The 19,990-nt window shown below is 73.9% G+C and carries 15 protein-coding genes; 1 reads left to right on the forward strand and 14 read right to left on the reverse strand.

Features of this window, described 5'->3' with window-relative positions; translation table 11 throughout:
• Nucleotides 1–42: 42 nt before the first annotated feature.
• Nucleotides 43–300 carry a glutaredoxin family protein gene (locus ACWGPF_RS03425; RefSeq protein WP_452331486.1) on the forward strand — a complete coding sequence of 86 codons (258 nt, stop codon included), beginning with the start codon at nucleotides 43–45 and terminating at the stop codon, nucleotides 298–300.
• Nucleotides 301–330: 30 nt separating this feature from the next.
• Here ACWGPF_RS03425 and ACWGPF_RS03430 read toward each other — a convergent pair whose 3' ends face one another.
• From ACWGPF_RS03430 to crtI, 14 genes are all read right to left on the reverse strand, one after another.
• Nucleotides 331–765 (reverse strand): recombinase family protein, encoded by a 435-nt coding sequence (locus ACWGPF_RS03430; protein ID WP_452331487.1) that lies wholly within the window; start codon nucleotides 763–765, stop codon nucleotides 331–333.
• Between the two features lie 67 nt (nucleotides 766–832).
• Nucleotides 833–2,323 carry a serine/threonine-protein kinase gene (locus tag ACWGPF_RS03435; protein WP_452331488.1) on the reverse strand — a complete coding sequence of 497 codons (1,491 nt, stop codon included), beginning with the start codon at nucleotides 2,321–2,323 and terminating at the stop codon, nucleotides 833–835.
• The gene (locus ACWGPF_RS03440) at nucleotides 2,320–2,640 is read right to left on the reverse strand and encodes a hypothetical protein (protein ID WP_452331489.1); all 321 of its coding nucleotides are present in this window, start codon (nucleotides 2,638–2,640) and stop codon (nucleotides 2,320–2,322) included. Before ACWGPF_RS03440 ends, ACWGPF_RS03435 begins: the two co-directional genes overlap by 4 nt.
• A 137-nt stretch (nucleotides 2,641–2,777) precedes the next feature.
• Nucleotides 2,778–3,575, reverse strand: coding sequence for a PP2C family protein-serine/threonine phosphatase (locus tag ACWGPF_RS03445; protein WP_452331490.1), 798 nt, complete (start codon nucleotides 3,573–3,575; stop codon nucleotides 2,778–2,780).
• Nucleotides 3,572–5,074: an RDD family protein gene (locus tag ACWGPF_RS03450; protein ID WP_452331491.1), complete on the reverse strand. Its 1,503-nt coding sequence runs from the start codon at nucleotides 5,072–5,074 to the stop codon at nucleotides 3,572–3,574. The genes ACWGPF_RS03445 and ACWGPF_RS03450 overlap by 4 nt, the downstream gene beginning before the upstream one ends.
• 1 nt (nucleotide 5,075) lies before the next feature.
• Entirely contained in the window at nucleotides 5,076–7,406 is a 2,331-nt protein-coding gene (locus tag ACWGPF_RS03455; protein WP_452331571.1) for a transglutaminase family protein, read from the reverse strand.
• Nucleotides 7,406–8,665, reverse strand: coding sequence for a DUF58 domain-containing protein (locus ACWGPF_RS03460; RefSeq protein WP_452331492.1), 1,260 nt, complete (start codon nucleotides 8,663–8,665; stop codon nucleotides 7,406–7,408). The genes ACWGPF_RS03455 and ACWGPF_RS03460 overlap by 1 nt, the downstream gene beginning before the upstream one ends.
• Nucleotides 8,662–9,624 carry an AAA family ATPase gene (locus ACWGPF_RS03465; protein WP_452331493.1) on the reverse strand — a complete coding sequence of 321 codons (963 nt, stop codon included), beginning with the start codon at nucleotides 9,622–9,624 and terminating at the stop codon, nucleotides 8,662–8,664. The genes ACWGPF_RS03460 and ACWGPF_RS03465 overlap by 4 nt, the downstream gene beginning before the upstream one ends.
• Nucleotides 9,625–9,651: 27 nt before the next feature.
• Complete coding sequence (locus ACWGPF_RS03470; RefSeq protein WP_452331494.1) at nucleotides 9,652–15,765, reverse strand: Ig-like domain-containing protein; 6,114 nt, start codon at nucleotides 15,763–15,765, stop codon at nucleotides 9,652–9,654.
• A 140-nt stretch (nucleotides 15,766–15,905) separates the two neighbouring features.
• Entirely contained in the window at nucleotides 15,906–17,087 is a 1,182-nt protein-coding gene (locus ACWGPF_RS03475; protein WP_452331495.1) for a ferrochelatase, read from the reverse strand.
• Between the two features lie 13 nt (nucleotides 17,088–17,100).
• Nucleotides 17,101–17,958: a prenyltransferase gene (locus ACWGPF_RS03480; RefSeq protein WP_452331572.1), complete on the reverse strand. Its 858-nt coding sequence runs from the start codon at nucleotides 17,956–17,958 to the stop codon at nucleotides 17,101–17,103.
• Nucleotides 17,958–18,281 carry a lycopene cyclase domain-containing protein gene (locus tag ACWGPF_RS03485; protein WP_452331496.1) on the reverse strand — a complete coding sequence of 108 codons (324 nt, stop codon included), beginning with the start codon at nucleotides 18,279–18,281 and terminating at the stop codon, nucleotides 17,958–17,960. Before ACWGPF_RS03485 ends, ACWGPF_RS03480 begins: the two co-directional genes overlap by 1 nt.
• Nucleotides 18,278–18,601: a lycopene cyclase domain-containing protein gene (locus ACWGPF_RS03490; RefSeq protein ID WP_452331497.1), complete on the reverse strand. Its 324-nt coding sequence runs from the start codon at nucleotides 18,599–18,601 to the stop codon at nucleotides 18,278–18,280. Before ACWGPF_RS03490 ends, ACWGPF_RS03485 begins: the two co-directional genes overlap by 4 nt.
• On the reverse strand, nucleotides 18,598–19,990 hold a 1,393-nt coding region (gene crtI, locus ACWGPF_RS03495; RefSeq protein WP_452331498.1), incomplete at its 5' end, for a phytoene desaturase family protein. The genes crtI and ACWGPF_RS03490, both read right to left, overlap by 4 nt.

Genomic DNA, 19,990 nt, shown 5'->3' on the forward strand with positions numbered 1-19,990 from the left:
GGCGTCGGAGCCGGCGGCACGACGCGGATCTATCCTGGAGACATGACGAACGCGAACGAGATCACGATGTTCGGCGCCGAGTGGTGCCGCGACTGCCGCCGCACGAAGGCGCAGCTCGACGGGCTCGGAGTCGCCTACACCTACGTCGACCTCGAGGCGGACCCCGCCGCGGCCGACGTCGCCAAGGAGATCTCCGGCCGGACGAACATCCCCGTCGTCGTCTACCCCGACGCCAGCCACCACGTCGAGCCGTCCAACGCCGACGTCGAGGCGAAGCTCCGGGAGCTCTCGCTCATCTGACGCGGCGCCGGTCCACTCCCGGGGCGATCGTCAGCGGACGGATGGCGCGTCGTGGAGGTGCTTCCGGCCGTGGTCGAGCACCTTCACGACGACGCCGCGACGCGTCAGCGCCGCGATCGTGCGGACCTCCTCCGCGGCATCGCGCCCGAGCGCGTGCACGCTCGCGACGACGAGCACGTCGCCGGCCTTGAGGTGCGAGAACAGCCGCTCGAGCCGCTGCTCCCACGACTCCAGGATGTTGGGCGCTGGATGCCGGAAGCTCTCGATCGGCACGCCGAACCTCGTGAGGTCGTCGCGCTGCTGGATGACCGACGGCATGTCGTCGCGCTGCACGACGAGGCCGACCAGGCGGGAACCGGCGGGGCGCGCCTGCCACCAGTCGTTGTCGCGGCGCAGCTCCACGAAGCACTCCGGGCACTCCGCTGCCTGATGGATCTCGGTGTCGGTCGTGTCTGCGTGCGTCATGTCCCTGGCCTCCACGTCCATTCTGCCGTGCCGCCCCCCTCGATTCCCAGCCCCGGCGCGCCGCCCGTCATCCCCCGACGCACGCCGTCTCGTCGGCCGAACTCGTGCCGTTCGCGCGCCGCAGGGTCACCGTCAGGCACGTCTGCGCGCCGCGCGCCGGCACCGTGACGGAGGTCTCCTGCGTGACCTCGGGATCCGGCTCCTCGTCGATCGCGGCGGCGTCCCAGATGTAGCTGTCGCCCTCCTCGGGATCGGGGTTGGTCCACGTGAAGACGACCTCGTCGCCGGCCGCCTCCCCCGTGAGCTCCTCGACGGCGGGAACGACCGCGACGGGGTCCTGAGGGGCGATCGTCGCCGTCGTCTCCTGCGGCTCCGGCGGAGCGAGGAGCGCGGGGATGCCGGCCGCGACGACGCCGACCGCGGCGAGGCCGACGACGACCGCGGCGGTGATCCACGGCCACCGCGCACGCGCGCGCTCCGCGGAGATCTCGGTGCGCGGCGCGTCGGCCTTCTTCGCGGAGTACGGCGGACGGATGACCGTGGCGTCGACGGGCTCGATGCTGACGGCCCCGCGCAGCACGGTGTCGGCGTCGACGGAGGCGGCGCCCGCCGCCTGCGGCTCGATGCTGACGACGCCCCGCACGCGCGTGCGTCCGCCGTCGGAGTCGTCCCCGCGCTCCGCGACGGGCCGCTCGTCGATGATGTCGATCGGCGTGACCGTCTCGCCGAGCTCGGCCTGGATCCGCTGCAGGTCGCGGGCGAGCGCGAGCGCGGTCGGATGGCGGTCGGCCATCCGCCTCGCCATCGCCTTCGCGAGCACCTCCTGCAGCGACTCCGGCACGTCGGGACGGTCGAGTCTCGGCAGCGGCAGGGTCTGGATGCGGTCGACCACGTCGGCCGTGCCGTTGCTCCTGCCCGGGATCTCGAACGGCGACCGGCCGGCGAGCAGCGTGTAGAGCGTCGCGCCCAGCTGGTAGACGTCGGAGCGGGGCGCGCTGCGCTGCACGTCGCCGAACGCCTCAGGAGGCGACCACGGGATCGACATCCCCGTCGCCTCGGACGGCGCGTGGGCCGTCGCGGCGATGCCGAAGTCGGTGAGCGCGGGTCGGCCGTACTCCGTGACGAGGATGTTCGCGGGCTTGATGTCGCGATGCAGCACGCCCGCGCGGTGCGCGGTCTCGACCGCTCCCGCGATGGGGATGCCGATGCGGAGCGTCTCGGCGACCGACAGCGGCTCGCGCCGGTAGCGGACCTGCAGGTTCGGCCCCGGGCAGTACTCCATGACGAGGTACGGGCGCTCGTCGGCGGCGACGCCGGCCTGCAGCACCGTCACGATCGCCGGATGGCTCGAGAGCATCGCCATGACGTTGGCCTCGGCCGTGAACTGCGCGGCATCCGACACGGCGCCGTCCGCGAGCATCACCTTGATCGCGACCTGGCGTCGCGGCAGCTCCTGCTCGTAGCGGTACACGTCGGCGAACCCGCCCGACCCGAGCACGTCGACGTAGTGGAAGCCGGGGATCTCGGGCGGCGGGGCGGCAGGGCGGCGCGTGCTCACGCGAGCCCCTCGAAGCGGATGGCCGCGCCGTCGCCGAGGTCGACGACATCCCCCGAGACGACGACGGTCCGCTCGTGCGGGGGAAGGGACTCGGGCGCGGAGGCCGAGCGGATGAGGACCGAGCCGTTCGTCGAGGCGAGGTCGGCGACGACGACTCCCTCGCCGACGGGGAGGACGGCGAGGTGGCTGCGGGAGACCTCCCCGGTCGGGCTCGGCACCGCGACCAGGCGCGCGCCGCGCATCGCCCCGGCCCGCGGCAGACGGCCCACGACGACGGGGGCGTCGATCGCGACGACCTCGCCCGTCGGGAGGACCATCCGCCCCTCGACGCGGCGCCGGCCCCGGCGCGACGCATGCGGACGGGTGTCGCCGTCGTGGTCGCCGGGCCTGCCTGAGGGGACGGTGCACCCGTCGTGATCGCCCGCCGGCCCCCGCGATGGCGCCGCGACGGCCGTCATGCGCGCTCCCGACGAGGGCGGGTGTCGACGTCGAGCTCGCCGGTGTCGTCGGCGCCGCCGCGCCCGGCCACCGCGAGGGCGTCGACGACGATGGCGGTGACGTTGTCGCGCCCACCTCGCGCCACGGCCGCCGCCACGAGCCGGTCGGCCGCGCGCTGCGGATCGGGCTCGCGTCGGAGGATGTCTCCGATCGCGGCGTGATCGATCTCGCGCGGCAGGCCGTCCGAGCACACGAGGATGCGGTCGCCGGGTGCCGCGGGGAGCATCCAGTAGTCGATGCGGGCGCTGCTTCCCGCGCCGAGCGCGCGCGTGATGACGTTGCGTCGCGGATCGCCCTCGGCCTGCGCGGCTGCGAGCTCCCCCGCGTCGACGAGCTCCTGCACGAGCGAGTGGTCGACGCTGATCTGCGCGAGGTTCCCGCCGGAGAGGCGGTAGGTGCGCGAGTCGCCGATGTTGAGGGCGAGCCAGTGCCCGACGCCGCGCGTCTCGGTGACGACGACGCCGGTGAGAGTCGTTCCCGCTCCGGCACCGCGCGACGACGACAGCACGTCGATGCGGCGGCGGACGGCGTCGAGCGCCCCCCGCACGGCGTCGACGTCGACGTGCGTGCGCCCCGCGAACGCACGGAACGCGTCGACGGCCATCTGCGATGCCGCCTCGCCGGCATCGTGCCCGCCCATCCCGTCGGCGACGAGGAAGACGGGAGCCTCGGCGATGACGGAGTCCTCGTTGAGGCTGCGGCGGCGCCCCACGTCGGTCGCCGCGCCGAACGACACCGTGATGGGCGCCGTCATGCGGCGCCCCCCACGGTCGCGGTGCGGTCTCCGAGCTCGAGGACGTCGCCCTCGTGCAGGGCGGTGCGCTCGCCCGGGACGACCTCGATGCGCTCGTCGCCGCGCACGATCGCCACGCCGTTCGTGGAGTGCAGGTCGACGATCCAGGCGCCGTCGGCGTCGACGTCGACGGAGAAGTGGGTCTTCGACAGCGAGAGCGTCTCGTCGCGCACGGCGATGCGGTCGCCGTCGCCCGACGGGTTGCGTCCGAACAGCGAGATGCCGTCGATCGTGTGCACGGCGCCGTCGTCCCAGACGAGAGAGGTCGTCGGGCGGGCCGCGGGCCGCCGCACGACGACGGTGTCGTCGAGCAGCGGGTCGGACGACCGCTCGCCGGGGATGATCGTCTCGTCGGAGAGGTCGTCGTCGGACCAGGCCGACGCGGACGCCGCGGGGTCGGCCGGGGCCGGCGTCGCCTCGGGGATGGCGGTGGTCGGCGTCGCCTCGGGGATGGCCTGGGCCGCAGGCGCGGGCTGCGCCGCAGCACGCACCGGCGCGAGGGGCGGGTCCTGCGTGATGCCGGGGACGCGGTCGATGAGCGCGCCGCCGCCGACCTGATCCGTCTCGGCGCGAGGGGGTGCGGCATCCACGCGAGGAGGAACGGGCGGGGTCGGCGGAACGGGCGGGGTCGGCGGAACGGGCGGGGTCGGCGGAACGGGCGGGACGGTCCGCTCGGGACCGGAGCCCCGGCCACCGGGAGCCTGCGCAGCGGGTGCCGGTGCGGCCGGCGCCGGGAGCGGGGGACGCGGGGGGATGACGAGGCCGGGTTCGACGCGCGCCGGCGCCGCAGGTGCCGGTGCCGCGGAAGCGGGCGCGGGAACGGACGCCACCGGAGCGGGCGCGGGATCGTGCACCGCGGAAACGGAGGCGGGTGCCGCCTGCGCCGGGGGCGCGGGGGCGCGGGGCGGGAGCGGAAGACCGGCCGACGCCTGCGCATCGGAGGGGGCCGGGCTCGACGCGGCCCGTGCGTCGAGCACGAGGGCGTCGGCGACGAGGTCGTGCCATCCCTGGCGCCGACCGGACCGGTCGAAGAGCACCGACACGTACCCCACGACGATGCTGGCCGCGAGCGCCCAGATGATGTTGCGCAGCAGTGCGCGCCCGAACCCGAGCGGCGCGCCTCCGTCCGCGCGCACGAGCCGCGTGCCCATCCACCTCATGCCGGGGGTGCCGCGACGGCCGCCCTGCAGCCAGCTGTAGAGCAGCCACCAGCCGACGACCAGCACGCTCGCGACGGCGGCGAGCGCGGCGCCCAGCCAGAGCGGTCCGGCGAGGAACGCCCACGCCGTGAGGCCTCCCAGCGCTCCCGCGCCGACCACGACGACCGCGACGTCGACGAGGTACGCGAGCGCGCGACGCCCCAGCGGGGCGACGGCATCGGGAGCGGGCCGCAGCGGCGCCGGCCCGTAGCCGGCCGGAAGCGGCGGGCGGCCGCTGCTGTGCGGTGCCGGTGTCGTCATCTCACCCATCCTTCCGTCCCCGCGCGCGAACGGCGCGACGCGCGCGGATCCTGTCCTGCCATCCTCCCGGACGACGCAGCGAGCGCAGGCTCAGCCGTGCACGCAGCCTCCGCCACGGCGACGACCCGTCCTTCATGCCGCCCACGAGGGAGTCGACCTCCGCCCAGAACGCCTCCACGTCCTCAGGGCGGGGCTCGCCCGGGCCGAACACCTCGGCATCGGCGCGGACGGCGAGCGCGTCGACGCGTGTGTCGTCGAGCGCCTCCGTGAGCACGGCGGCCTCCTCCACGCGCGTGCGCCCGCGCGGCGCGTCGACGGGGAACGCGCGGAAGTCGACCGCGCGGTCGCGCAGCTCGGCCCATCCGCCGCTGATCCGATCGGACGCCTTCTCGGCCTGGCGGCGTCTGCGCCGGCGCGCCGCCTTGAGGGCGCCGATCACGACGAGCGGGGAGAGCAGCAGGAGGATCGTCCCGAGCCCGATGCCGCCCGCCACGAGCACGATGGCGAGCGTGCCGTCGTCCGGCTCCTCCGGGTCGTCGGTCTTCCGCTCGTCGGGGACGAGAGGCGGCAGCTCGGCCGGCTCCTGCGGCGGAGGCGGCGGCTGCAGCACCTGGGGCTTCGGATCGCTGCGCGGCTTCGTCGTCTGGTCGTTCGGCACCTGGTCCTCGGGGGGCGTGGGGTCGAACGCGACCCACCCGGCGCCGCGGAACGCGACCTCGACCCAGGCGTGGACATCCTCGCCGGTCACGAGGTACGGGTCGGACGCCGCGGCGTCCTCGTCGGGATGGAAGCCCATCACGACGCGCGCGGGGATTCCGAGCTCGCCCGCCATGAGGGCCATCGCGACGGCGTACTGCTCGTCGTCGCCCACCATCTGCGTCGCACCCACGAGGGCCGCGATGCGCTGCGAGCCGTGCCCCGCGCGCGAGACCACCTCGCCCTCGAGGCCGTGGCTGAACGCGCCGGACTCGGAGAGGAACGCCTCCAGGGCGAGCACCGTGTCGATGGGGGTCGTCGCGGCGACGACGGCGTCCGCGGCGATCTCCGCGAGGTCCCCCGGCACATCCTCCGCGGTCGGGATCTCGACGTCGGCGAAGACGTCGTCGGCTGCGACCGTGTCGGCCGTCGCCGTGGGCAGCACGGTATCGATCGTGTAGGCGTCGCCCTCGCGCAGCCCGTCGCGCACGACCGCCGTGTCGGTCCGGTCGTTGTAGTACGCGCCCCGTCGCAGGTCGTCGCCGCGCGTGCCCGTGAACGCGATGCTGTCGACGGCGCCCGCATCGGGCAGCCACGGCCCCTCGTATCCCTGGATCTCGAAGCCGATCGTCGCCTGCTGGCCCTCCGCACCCTCGGCCATGTTCGACCGCAACGGCGTGAAGTCGCTCGAGGACTCCGCGACGTCGTACACGACGCCCGTGTACGCGTCCATGGTGGCGAGCCGCACGCGCGATCCCGCCGGGAGCCCCGTCACGGTGAGGAGCGGGTCCTCGTCGTAGTCGCGCACGTACTTGCGGAACGACTGCAGCGGGCTCGGGTACTGGCGCACGTCGAAGGGCGGGATGATCACCTCACGGAGCACCGCGCGGGTCTCGTCCGCAGGCGTGGCGGCGAGCGAGACCGCCCCGGCGCCGACGGCGACCGCGAGCACGGCGCCGCCCGCTGCGAGCCGCCGCACGAGCGCGGATCGGCCGTCCGCTCCCCCGCCCTCCTCGGACGTCGCCGCGACGGCTGCGCCCTGCTCGGGGGCGAGCGCCGCCCGCACCGAGAGCCACGCCACCGCGGCGACGGCGAACAGCGCTCCCTGCACGAGCGGCGCGGCGGGGTCGACCGTTCCGAGGGCGATCTGCAGGACGAGGAAGGCGCCGGCCGGCACGAGCGTCCACGCCGCCTGCTCGACGCGCAGCGCCAGGCTCGCGGTCACGGTGGCGAAGACGAGGGAGAGGAGGAACGGCACGATGAGGTGCCCGTCCTCCGCGGCGACGGGCGCGACCGAGGTGAGGAGCGACTTCCACGCCGTGATGACGCCGGCCGCGAGCTGCCGCAGGGTCTCGAGCGTCGGGACCACGCCGCCGATCGCGGTGTGCCCGAGCGCGAGCGCCCCGCCGAAGACGAAGTACGCCGCGACGACGACGGCCGCGACGAGCAGCACGCTCCAGCGCCGGATGGCCCCGGCCGTCGCGATCGCGAGCCCGAGCACGAGCCCTCCGGTCGCGGCAGGCAGGGAGGAGAGCCCCTCGAAGGTGGGGCCGAAGCCGATGACGGGCACCAGCAGGAGCAGCAGCGCCGCCCCGAGATCGAGCGCGCGCCGCGGCCATCCGCCCGGGTCCCGCATCACCCCAGCGCCTTCCGCAGGGCGCGCGGCAGGTCGTCGAGCTCGGCGATCGTCAGCACGTCGGTGTCGCCGATGCGTCGCCGCCCCGTCTCCGCATCGGCCGAGACGACGACGGCGAGCGTGCGCGCGCCCGCGGGGAGCCGCGAGACGGCGTCGCGCAGATCGGCGGGAGCGGTGCCCCCGCCGCACACGAGGACGACGACGCTCGCGAGCGGTGCGGAGGCCGCGACCGCGCCGGCGAGATCGGCCACGCGGCCCTCGCGCGACCGGGTGCCGTCGACGCCCGACAGGGAGTCGAGGAGCCGTCGGCCGGAATCGGCCCGCAGGGGGCCGGCGGGCACGCGCGCCTCGACGTGGAACGCGTCCCGCAGGGCCCGCAGGCCGAGCGACGCCGCCGCCGAGACGGCGGTCTCGAACTCCGCCTCGCCGGCGTAGTCGGCCGTCGCGGTCGACAGGCCGATGACGAAGTGCGACCGCCGGGTCTGCTCGTACGTGCGCATCATGAGGGTGCCGGTGCGCGCCGTCGAGCGCCAGTGCACGTGGCGCAGGTCGTCGCCCGGCTGGTACTCGGAGAGCGCGTGGAACGCGATGTCGTCGCGTGCGAGGTCGCGCGTCTCCATGCCCTCGAGATCGCGGACGAACCCGATCGACTGCCCCTCGAGCCGCACGGTGCGCGGGTGCACGTAGAGCGGCACGGGCTCGTCGCGCCGGTCGACGCGCTCGTAGAGCCCGAACGGGTCGCCCCGCACGATGCTCACGGGGCCGACCGCCAGGACGGCCCGCTTCTGCGTCGGGATGGAGAAGAGCTCCTCGATGCTGTCGCCGGGGGCGAGCTGGCGCACGCCGAAGACGCCGCGCCCCGACCCGACCGGCAGCACGATGCGGGAGGGCAGGATGCGCCGCGTCCCCGTGTTCGCGAGTCGCAGCGCCCCGACGGCGCGCTCTCCCACGACGACGCGCGTGCGGGTCAGGTCGAGCTCGACGGCGTATGACGTGCGGCCGAAGAGGAACAGCACGGACAGCACGAGCGTCGCGGCCAGCACGACGGCGATCGTGCGCACCTCCCGCCATCCGTAGACCGTCCCGAGCACGCCCAGCACGACGGCGGCGGCGAGGAGGATCCACGCGAGCGGTCGCACGACGCCCGCGACGGCGCGCGCCGCAGCGAGCGCGAGCACCGCGGCACGGCGCCCGGCGGCCGTCCAGCCCGTGCGCTCGACCGGTTCGTCCGGCGTGCTCGTCGCGTCCTCGGTCGTCATCGCACCTGCGGGGCGGCCACCTGCGAGACGACGCGCGAGATGACGCGCGCCGCCGTCGCCCCGGAGAACTCCGCCTCGGGGTCGAGCACGATGCGGTGCGTCCACACGGGGCCGACGAGCGCCTTGACGTCGTCGGGGACGACGTAGTGCCGGCCGAGCGACGCCGCGCGCACCTTCGCCAGACGCACGATCGCGAGCGCGCCGCGCACGGAGACACCGAGCATCGTGTCGGGGTCCTCGCGCGTCGCCTCCGCGAGCTCTGCGGCATACCGGAGCACGCTCGCCTCGATGTGCGCCGTCGACGCGAGGTCGGCCATGTCGGCGACCGCGCCCGTCGTGATGATGGCGGAGAGCGATGCCGCGGGGTTGCGGTCGGCGGATCCCGCGAGGATGCGCTCGGTCACCTCGACCGTCGGATAGCCGATCGAGGTCTTCACGAGGAAGCGGTCGAGCTGCGCCTCGGGGAGCTTGTAGGTTCCGGCCTGCTCGATGGGGTTCTGCGTCGCGATGACGAGGAAGGGGCGCCCCACCTCGTGGGCGGCGCCGTCCACCGTGACGCGCGACTCCTCCATGACCTCCAGCAGCGCCGACTGCGTCTTCGGGCTCGCGCGGTTGATCTCGTCGGCGAGGACGATCGAGGCGAACACGGGCCCGCGGTGGAACTCGAAGCGGTGCTCCTGCTGGTCGTAGATGGTCACGCCCGTCACGTCGGACGGCAGCAGGTCGGGCGTGAACTGGATGCGGTTCGACGTGCCCTGCACGGTCGCCGCGAGCGCCTTCGCGAGGCTCGTCTTGCCCGTGCCCGGAGCATCCTCGAGGAGCACGTGGCCCTCGGCGAGCATGGCCGACACGACGAGGCCGACGATCTCGCGCTTGCCCATGAGGGCGCGGTCGACGTTGTCGACCAGGCGCTCGAAGGTCTCCTGGAACCAGGACGCCTGCTCGGGGGTCATCGTCATGCGGGGGTTCTCCTCGGTGGGGTGGGGTCAGCGCCAGACCACGGCCTCGGCGTCGCCCCATCCCTCGATGTGGACGTAGACCTTGTTGCCGGCCGTGCCGTAGTAGCAGTGCGGGTTCGAGCCGACGTAGATCGACCCGTTGGCGGGGATGCTGATGACGCCGACATCGCGGAACGGCCCGTCGGGCGAGTTGCACGATGCGCGGTAGTCGCCCGCGGGGAAGTTCTCGACGTTGAGGATGAGGTACTCGCAGTTGTCGGTGCTGCAGTTCTTCTCGTCCTTGGCGCTCTGGTCGGGCGCCTGCGTCGTCCAGGCGCGCGCCTGCGGGATGGTCGTGGCCGACGCGGTCACGGTGTCGCTCACCTGGCCCTCCGCCGTCGTCGCGCGGGCCTCGATGGTGTGCGGCTCGGAGTACCCGTACGAGCGCGTGATCGACCCGGTCGCGTCCACCGCCTCCCAGGCGCCGCCGTCGATGCGGATCTGCATGGCGACGTCGCGGCCGTTCGGCTGCGGCGCCGTCCACGTGAAGCGGATGTCGCGGCCGTCTCCCGCGCGCTCGGCGGTCGCCGACGGCGTGCGGATGGCGCCGTACGGGATGACCTCGCCCGAGGGGGCGGAACCTGCGCTCGCGACGGTCCCCGCGCCTCCTCCGGGCGTGAGGCTCGCGGCATACACGGCCCGCACCGACACCGTGTACGTCGAGCCGTTCGAGAGGCCGGCGGCGATGACGGAGCCTGCGGGGTTCGCGGCTCCCGACCAGGCGCTCGTCCACTCGCCGCCGTTGAGCGCGTACTGCCAGGAGATCTCGCTCTCCTTGATGCCGTTGCGGTCCGACGGCGTCCACGAGACGGCGATCCTGCCGTCCTCGTTCGGCGTCGTCGCCGTGACGCCCGTGGGCGCGTCGGGCGCCGTGTAGGCGCGGCGGGGCTCCGACGCGGGGCTCCAGCCGCCCCATCCGGCCTTGTTCTTCGCCTGCACTTGGAACGTGTAGTCGGTCTCCGACGTGTCGACCTCGACCGTCCGCGACGTCTGGGAGGCGTCGACGGGGAGCGTCTGCAGGACCTCGCCGCCGCGGATGACCTGGAGCTGGTAGCCGTCGATCTCGTCGCCGTTCGTCGCGGGCTTCGTCCACGACACCGTGAGGCGGGCCTGGTCGCCGACCGGCTGCGCCATGGCGGTCGTCGGCTGCGCGGGGGCGTCGGGCACGGTGGCGGGGATGTTCGTCGCCGACCACGCGCTCCACGATGAGGGGTCGGGAGCGAGGTTGTGGGCGCGTACGCGCACCTGATAGGCCGTGCCGTTCTCCAGCCCCTCCCACGTGAGGGCGTTGCCCGTGACGCCCGTCTTCGTCGCGATGCCGTTCGGCGGCGCGGGCGAGATCTCCAGCGTGTAGCTCTCCACGGGCGATCCGGGCGTCGACGGCGTCTTCCACTGGATGTCGAGGCTGCGGTCGCCGAAGCCCGTGATCTGCGGAGCCTGGGGCGTGTCGGGCCGCGCATCCGGCCGCGCCACCTGGCTCGCGAGCGACGCCTCCGAGGCGCCGACGGCGTTCACGGCGACGACCGTGAACTGGTACTCGACGTTGTTCTGGAGCCCGTCGAGCGTGCACGTCGTCGCGGCGCACGACCGCTCGTACGCGCCGTCGACGCTCGACACGAGGTACTCCGTGATGGCGGAGCCGTTGTCGGACGGCGGCGTCCAGCTGAGGGCGACCTGGCGGCTCTGCACGCTCGAGACGGTGGGCTTGCCCGGCGTGCCCGGCACGCCCTGGACCGTCACCCGGATGCGGCCCTCGACCATCCGGTCCTGCGCACCGGTCGCATCGGCCACCCGGTACCGCACGACGACCGTGCCGTGGAAGTCGCCCGCCGGGGTCACGACGACCTGGTCGCCCTCGACCTCGACCTCCGCCTCGCCCGTCTCGAGGGTCGCCGAGAGCAGCTCGAGCGGAACGTCCTCGAACGGGTTCACGTCGTTCTCGAGGACGGGGACCGTGAGCGCCTCGCCCTGATCCCACTCCGCGAACACGTCGTCGTTCGCGACGGGGAGGGGGCGCGAGGACGCCGCGATCGAGACCGCGATCTCCCCCGCGACGGGATCGTTCCGGCCGTCCGACACCGTGAACCCGACCGTGCGGTCGAGACCGGCCGTGTCGGGGCCGGCGTCGACCGTGAGCACCGAGCCGTCGATCGTGAGCTCGACGTCGCTGACGGAGGCGATGCCGCCGAGCGCGAAGGTCAGGTCGTCGCCGTCGATGTCGGTCGCGAGCGTCGCGAGGTCGAGCGAGACCGGCCCGTCGCCCGCGCCCGCCGTCATCTCGCTGCTCGTCACCTCGGGCGGCTCGTTCTCGGGCGGCAGCACCGTGAGGGGGATGGTGAGGGTCGCGCGGGCGCCGCCCGGGTCGTCGATCGACTCGCCGTCGGTCACCTCGAACGTGATCGCGTCGGCGCCCGAGTAGCGGTAGGCCGAGGTGTAGACCAGCGTCGACTCATCGCGCACGAGCGCGGAGCCGTCGCTGTTGCCGGCCTGCACCTTCTCGGCGTCGGTGAGGATGACGGGCGCACCCGTCATCGACTTCACGTAGTCGGCGAGCGGGATCTCGACGGCGGTGTTGCTCGGGACGACGAGCGGCTCGGTGTCGAGGAGCACGGGCCGCAGGTCGACCTGCGCCGGCACGTGGACGTACGCCGTTCCCGTCAGGCCGTCCTCGTCGGTGACGGTGTACTCGATCAGCTGGCGGGTCTCGAGGACGTCGACGGTGAGGATGCCCGCAGCGGCGTCGAACGTGCCGCCGTCGACCGCGACGTCGGCGAAGGAGGTCGTGCCGTCGGGGTCGGAGTCGTTCGCGAACAGGTCGACCTCGGCGGTGAGCTCGTCGGTGACGTCGGCGGCGAGCACGAAGTCGTCCTGGGCGACGGGCGCCTGCAGCGGCACCTCGGGGTCGACGGTGATCTGGATGACGCCCTGCGCCGTCGCGCCGTGGGAGTCCTGGATCGTGTACTGGACGGCCGTCTCCATCTCGCGGTCGGGCGCCGTCACCTCCACGGCCCCTCCGTCGACCACCTCGGCCGACAGTCCGTCGACGTCGGGCACCGTCAGCCCGTCGGCGACGAGGCCCGGGGTCTCGCCGTCGGGGTCGACGTCGTTGGCGACGACGGGCACCGCCACCGTGCGCCCGGGCCGCACGTGCAGCGCGTCGGTCACGGCGTAGGGCGCCTGGTTCGCCGTCTCGGCGGGGGCGACGCCGACGCGGATGGTCCCGACCGCCTCCACGCCGAGCGCGTCGCGGACCCGGTACGTGAAGGTGTCGAGCCCCGCCGCGTCGTCGTAGGCGCGGTAGATGAAGTGGTCGGACTCGACGGCCTCGATGCGCCCGCGCTGCGGCGACGAGGCGATCTCGACGAGCGAGACCGAGTCGCCGTCCGGATCGATGCCGTCGAGCGGGATGCTCACGGTCGCCTGCTCGCCCGCCAGCGCCCGCACCGTCACGTCGAGCGGGTTGGGGGCCTCGTTGGCCTCCTCGTCGACGGGCAGGATCTCGAACCGGACGAGCCCCGCGTCGCTCTGCCCCGTGGAGTCGACGACCTCGTAGACGGCCTCGACCGTCTGCGGCTCCGTGCCCGCACGGAAGCGCACGGTGTCGTTCGAGACGAACGCCGTGCCGACCTCGGGGTCGACCGGCGCCTCCACGAGCTCGTCTGCGACGTGGATCTCGTCGCCGTTCGGGTGGTAGTCGTTGTCGAGCACGGGCACGGTGACGACGTCGCCCGCGCGGACGACGACGTCGAGGTCGTCGTTGGCGACGGGCGGCCGCAGCGTCTCCTCGGCGGGGATGGGCGAGACGACGACCTGGCCCTCGACGGTCTGCGCCCCGTTCGACATCCGGTAGGTGAGGGTCGTCTGCTCCTGCAGCTGCGCGCGGTCGGTGATGCGCAGGGTCTCGTGGCCGAGCACCGCGACGGCGATCCCGGAGTCCTCCGGCACCGACACCGACTGCACGACGAGCACGCCGCCCGCGGGGTCGGAGTCGTTCGCGAGGACGTTGGCGAGCACCTCGCCGCCGGCGGGGAGCAGCGCGATGTCGCGCACCGCGACGGGCGGCAGGTCGCTGCCCTCGTCGGGCACGACGTCGACGCGCACGATGCCGGGGACGGCGTTGGCCCCCGACGCGGCGAGGTACTGCACGTACTCCGTGCCGACCTCCGACCCCTCGACGGTGAACGTCTTGTCGGAGAAGGCCGGCGTGATCGTGAGCCCCTCGACCTCGTCGACCTTCGTCAGCCGCAGCGGCTCGACGCTCGCGGAGATGTCGTTCGCGAGCGGCGAGACGGTCGCCTGCTGGCCGAGGCGCACGACCACGTGGTCGGCGTTGGTCACGGGAGGCGTCGAGCCCGTCGGGCGCACGTCGAGCTTGAGCGTGCCGGACGCCGCCGACTCGCCGTCGGAGACGACGACCTCGACCTCGACCGGCCCCTGCGCGCCGGAGATCGCGCGGTACGTGATGCGGCCGTCCGACGTGAACGTCGCCTCGTCGCCCTCGGCGGGCGTGACCTCGGCGAGGTAGAGGTCGTCGCCGTCGGCGTCGCGCCAGTCCGGCATGATGTCGTACGTCACGGTGCCGCCGGTCTCGACCGCGACGGTCGTGACGCGCTGCTGATCGGGCGCCGCGTTCTGCGAGGCCGGATGCACGTCGAGGCGCACCTCTGCCCGGTCCGTGCCGCCCCGGCCGTCGTCGACCTCGTAGACGAACCTGCCGCCGCCCGTCGCGTCCTCCGGGACGACGACCTGCAGCGCCGTGCCGTTGCGGATGAGCTGCACGTCGGCGAGATCGGGCACGCCGTCGGGCAGCGTGATGGTCAGGACGTCGCCGTCGGCGTCGGAGTCGTTGTCGAGCACGGGGATGATCACGGTGCGCCCCGCGCGCACGCCGAAGGCGTCGTCGACCGCGATGGGGGGCGTGTTCTCCTGCGTGCGCTCCGGCAGCGTCGTCTCGAGGGTCTCCTCCGTGGTGTCGTCCTCCTGCTCCTCCTCGCCGTCGTCGGGCGGGGTGAGCTCCTCCCAGTTGTCGACGCGCTGCATCGACTCGCTCGCGAGCCAGGCTCCGCCGCCGACGGCGTCGTTGAGCATGACGACGTCGCGGTTCACGCGGAAGACGAGCTCGCCGTCCGGCTCGTACTCGGGGATGGCCGTGGCCAGGTCGTGCGCGTCGCCGCCGCAGTCGCGCAGGAACACCCCGGCGCCGTCCCACGCTCCGTATGCGCAGCCGCCGAGGACGACCGGCTGGGCGGGAGCGCCCGCGCCGTTGGCCGTCTCCGTCGGGTCGGCCCCGTCGAGGGGCGCCCGGAGGAGGGAGCCCGATGTCGCGACGACGACCTCGCCGGCCGCCGCGGAGTCGGCGGCCAGCACGGGGCTCTCCACGCTCCCGAGGGGGATCTCGGTGCCGTCGTCGACGAGCAGCGTCTTGTCGGCGCCGTCGAGCGCGACGGCGCGCGAGCCGACGGCGGTGATCGACAGCGGTGCGCCGGCGTCGACCTCGATCGGCGTCGTGACGGGGTCCTCCGGCTCGCCGTCAGCCGTCATGGGGACGGTCACGATCCCCGCGTCGCGCGACACGGCGTGCACCGTGCCGTCGACGCCCACCGTGACGGCCGCGCCCTCGCCGAGCTCGGCGACCGGCTCGGCATCGGCGGGGTCGAACCCCGACAGGGTGCGGAACGGCATCGCGTACAGATCGCCGGACTGCGCGTCGAGCACCGCGACGATGTCGCCGCCGAGCGCCACCTGCGCTCCGCCCGGCAGGTCGACGCGGTCTCCCAAGGCGACGGTCGCGGGATCGACCGCGGCGACGGCCGACTCGGCCTCGTCGAGCACGAGCACGTCCTGGCCGTCCTGCAGGATGTCGTACTTCTCGCTCGTCGTGCGCAGGCTGCCGTCGAGCAGCTGCGACTCGTGGTTGAAGTGCCCGACGAGCAGGCTCGACGACCGCGTGATCCAGACGCTGCCGTCGTGCAGCTCCACCTCGGTCGTCGGATTGCCCTCGTAGGCGAACGCCATCGTGCCGATGGCGACGGTCGCGGCGGTGACGACGGCGGCACCCGCCGCCGTCTTCGGACGCGCACGCAACCAGGCCATCGCCTTCATCCGTGTGCGCCTCCCCCCGGGCTCCCGCAGCCGCGGACGCGGAGCACTCACCGTCGCGCGGGCATGTCGTCCAGGGTACCCGCGGGCACCTCCCCTGCCCATGCGGGTGAATGGGCAGGGGTGCCCGTGCCGTCAGGGGATCAGGGCGCGACTCCCGCGGCGGCGGGCCGGAAGCCGAGGCGGGCGTTCTCGCAGCAGCCGGGGCGGCAGACGTCGAACCACGGTCCGAGCGCCGTCTCCCGCGCGCGCTCGTCGACCGGGACGGCGGCCATCCGCTCCTCCACGAGGTCGACGATGCCCGCCACGAAGCCGGGGTCGACACCGGGGGTCGGCGTCCGGAGGGCGCGCAGGCCGGCCTCGGCCGCCGCGGTGAGCGCCTCCTCGTCGAGGTCCCACAGCACCTCCATGTGGTCGCTCACGAATCCGACGGGCACGATCGCGACGGCCGAGACGCCCTCCGCGGGCAGCTCCGCGATGCGATCGCAGACGTCGGGCTCGAGCCAGGGCTGCGAGGCGGGGCCGGAACGCGACTGGAAGACGAGCTCCCACGCGATGTCGGCGGCGCGGGCGTCGCGCTCGGCCACGCGCCGCATGACGGCGTCGGCGACGGCACGGTGCTGCGCCTCGTAGGCGCCGCCCTCGCCCAGCCCGAGCGCGCTCGGGCCCGACCGGCGGGCGTCGTCGACGGGGATGCTGTGCGTCGTGAAGAGCACGCGCACCGCGGAGGGAGGCTCCGTGTCGAGGAACGACGAGACGGCATCGGCGACGCCGGCGACGAAGGCGTCGACGAAGCCGGGATGGTCGAAGAACTGGCGGATCTTGTCGATCGTCACCGTCTCGCCGAGCGCGGTCTCGTCGAGCACGCGAGCGAAGTCCTCCCGGTACTGCCGGCAGCTGGAGTACGAGCTGTAGGCGCTCGTCGCGAAGGCGAGGAGGCGCGTGCGGCCGTCAGCGGCGGCCTCGGCCACCGCGTCGGAGAGGTACGGAGCCCAGTTGCGATTGCCCCAGTAGACCGGGAGCTCGAGCCCGCGCCGCGCGATCTCGGCCTCGAGCGCGGCCTTGAGCGCCCTGTTCTGGGCGTTGATGGGGCTCACGCCGCCGAACGCCCGGTAGTGGTGGGCGACCTCCTCGAGCCGCTCGTCGGGGATCCCGCGGCCGCGCGTGACGTTGCGGAGGAAGGGGATGACGTCGTCCTGCCCCTCGGGTCCGCCGAAGCCGGCGAGCAGGAGGGCGTCGTACCGCTGCGGGCGGGTGACGTGCGGCGATCCGTCGCGCGAGGAGGGCGAGGCGTAGGGGACGACGGGGGTGTCGGTCGGGCTCATGGGTGCTCCCGGGTCAGGCGGTCTCGATCGCGAAGACGATGAGGAGCATCGTCGCGACGAAGCCGCAGGCGTAGTTGATCCAGAGGAAGTGCCGCCATCCGCGGTTGGCCCGCGGGGAGTCGGCGTCGGAGACGGAGACGTAGGGCGCGGCGGCCCACAGGTACGGCAGCGCGAGGAGCGCCGCCCAGGCCCCCGGCACGCCCGTGGTGAGCATGAGGAGGCCGGCGGCCGTCCATGCGGCGAGCGCGAGGCGCACCGTCGTGCGCGCGCCCAGCACGGTCGCGATCGACGAGATGCCGCCCTCGCGGTCGGGCACGACGTCCTGCACGGCGCCGAAGGCGTGGCTGGCGAGCCCCCACAGGAAGAACGCCGACAGCACGGCGGCCGAGCCGGCGTCGAGGCTCCCTCCCGCGAGCACGATGCCGTAGAGCGCGGGGCTCGCGAAGTGCGTGCTCGAGGTGACGGAGTCGAGAACGGGCACCTCCTTGAAACGGAACGGCGGGGCCGAGTAGGCGACCACGGCGAACAGGCTCACCGCGAGGACGAGCCATGACCAGGGCGATCCGAGCACGACGAGCACGACGACGAACGGCAGGCACGACAGCGCAGCCGCCGCGAGCACCGTGCGGTGGCGGCGCGGGTCGAGGAGGGCACCCTCCACGCCGCCCTTGCGCGGGTTGGCGAGGTCGGACGCATAGTCGAAGACGTCGTTCACGCCGTACATCGCGAGGTTGTACGGGACGAGGAAGAAGAGCGTGCCGACGACGAGAGCGAGATCGACCTCGCGCGCGGTCAGGAGATACGCCGCCGCGAACGGATAGGCCGTGTTGATCCAGCTGAGGGGACGGGAGGCCGCGATGAGGTCGCGCATCACGGCGTTCCCTCCTCCGCGTCGGGCGCCACGCGGCGGGCGCGCAGCGCGACCCAGAGGGAGGGCAGCAGGATGGCCGCCGCGAGCGGATACGCGAAGTCCTCCACGGGCGCCGCGCCGATGCGGAGCCCGGAGATGAGGCCGTCGTCGTAGGCGAACAGCCCCGCGGCGATCATGACGTTGTCGAAGACGGCCGTGAGGAGGACGAGGGCGGACGCGGCGAGCGCGGCCGCCGCCATCCGCACGCGGGCACGGCGCGCGAGGAGCAGCGCCGCGAGGAGCGCGGCGCCGACGAAGACCGCGCACAGCAGCGGGTACGTCATGCGCTGCGCCTCCGGGCGAACAGGCGCGCGGCGCCGGTGTAGAGCACCATGGCGAGCTCGCAGAGGAACAGGAGGAACACGGGCTCCTCGAGAGGCAGCTCCGGGGCGAGCACGATCCCCGTCATGAACGCCGTCTCGGCGCGGAAGAAGATGCCCAGGGCGATGCCCGCGGCATCCCAGGCGAGGAAGAACACCAGCCCCGCGCCCAGCACCGCGAGCGCGGCGACGGGGTCGCGGCCGAGGAACAGCCGGTGTCGCACGTCGAGGAGCACGACGCCCGCGAGCGACACGAGCAGGCAGGCGAGATAGACGACGCTCATGCGCCCGCACTCGCGACGGGTTCTGGCAGGGGGCCGGCCGAGACATCCCCGCGCAGGCGTTTCACGACGAGCTCCGCGCTGATGAGGCACATCGGCAGGCCGATCCCGGGGATGGTCGTGGCTCCCGCGTAGAGGAGTCCGTCGACACGCGACGAGGCGTTCGCGCCGCGCAGGAACGCACTCTGGCGGAGCGTGTGGGCGGGCCCGAGCGCACCGCCGCGCCACGCGCCGAAGTCGCGCTCGAAGTCGGCGGGGCCGATGCTCCGCCGCACGACGATGCGCTCGCGCAGGTCGGGCACGCCCGCCCATCCCGCGATCTGGTCGATCGCGGCGTCGACCGCGCGCTCGACGGCCGCGTCGCCCGTGCCGTCCTCGCCGCCCGCGCCGATCCCCGTGTCGGCGGGGACGGGGATGAGGACGAAGAGGTTCTCGTGCCCGTCCGGCGCGACGTCGTCGGTGGCGCTCGGGCGGCAGACGTAGAGCGACGCGGGATCGGGGATGCGCGGAGCGTCGCCGTAGATCGCGTCGAAGCCCTCCTCCCAGTCGCGCGTGAAGAACAGCGTGTGGTGGGCGAGCTCGGGGAGCTCGCCGCGGACGCCGAGCAGCGCGAGCACGGCGCCGGGGCCGGGATCGCGGCGATCCCACCACGCCGCACTGCGGGTGCGGTGCTCCGGCGCGAGCAGGCGGCTTTCCGTGACGTGCAGGTCGGCGCTCGAGACGACGACGTCGGCCGGCAGCAGCTCCCGGCCGTCCGGCCCGTCGATCTCGACCCCCGTCGCCGCGCCATCCGCCACGACGATGCGGCGCGCCGGAGACGACGTCCGGATGCGGACCCCCTCGCGCTCGGCGAGACGGGCGATGGCGTCGATCACGGCGCCGAACCCGCCGCGGGGGTAGAGCACGCCCTGACCCACGTCGAGATGGCTCATGAGGTGGTACATGCTGGGTGCCGCGGCGGGCGACGTGCCGAGGAAGACGGCGGGGTAGCCGAGCACCTGCTGCACGCGCCGGTCGGCGGAGTGCCGGCCGATGAAGCGGTCGAGCGGCTCGGCGAGCAGGCGGGCGAGCGTCGGCAGCCCGCGCAGCGTCTCGCGGGTGATCAGCGGGCGCAGGGACTCGTAGGTGCTGTAGAGGAAGGTCCCTGTCGCGAGCCCGTACGTCTCCTCCGCGGACGCGAGGTACGCGTCGAGGGCGTCGGCGGCACCCGGGTCGAGCGACACGAGCGCGTCGCGAGCGCCCTCCGCGGGCAGGTCGAACGGCTCGGCGTCGCCCTCGAAGTACACGCGGTACGCGGGGTCGAGCTCGACGAGGTCGAGCGCGACGGCCGCGGATGTGGGCAGGAGGGGGGAGAAGTTGGGGGACACCACCCGCAGGAGGTAACACGAAGGC

Source organism: Microbacterium sp. NPDC055683 (genome assembly GCF_053617895.1).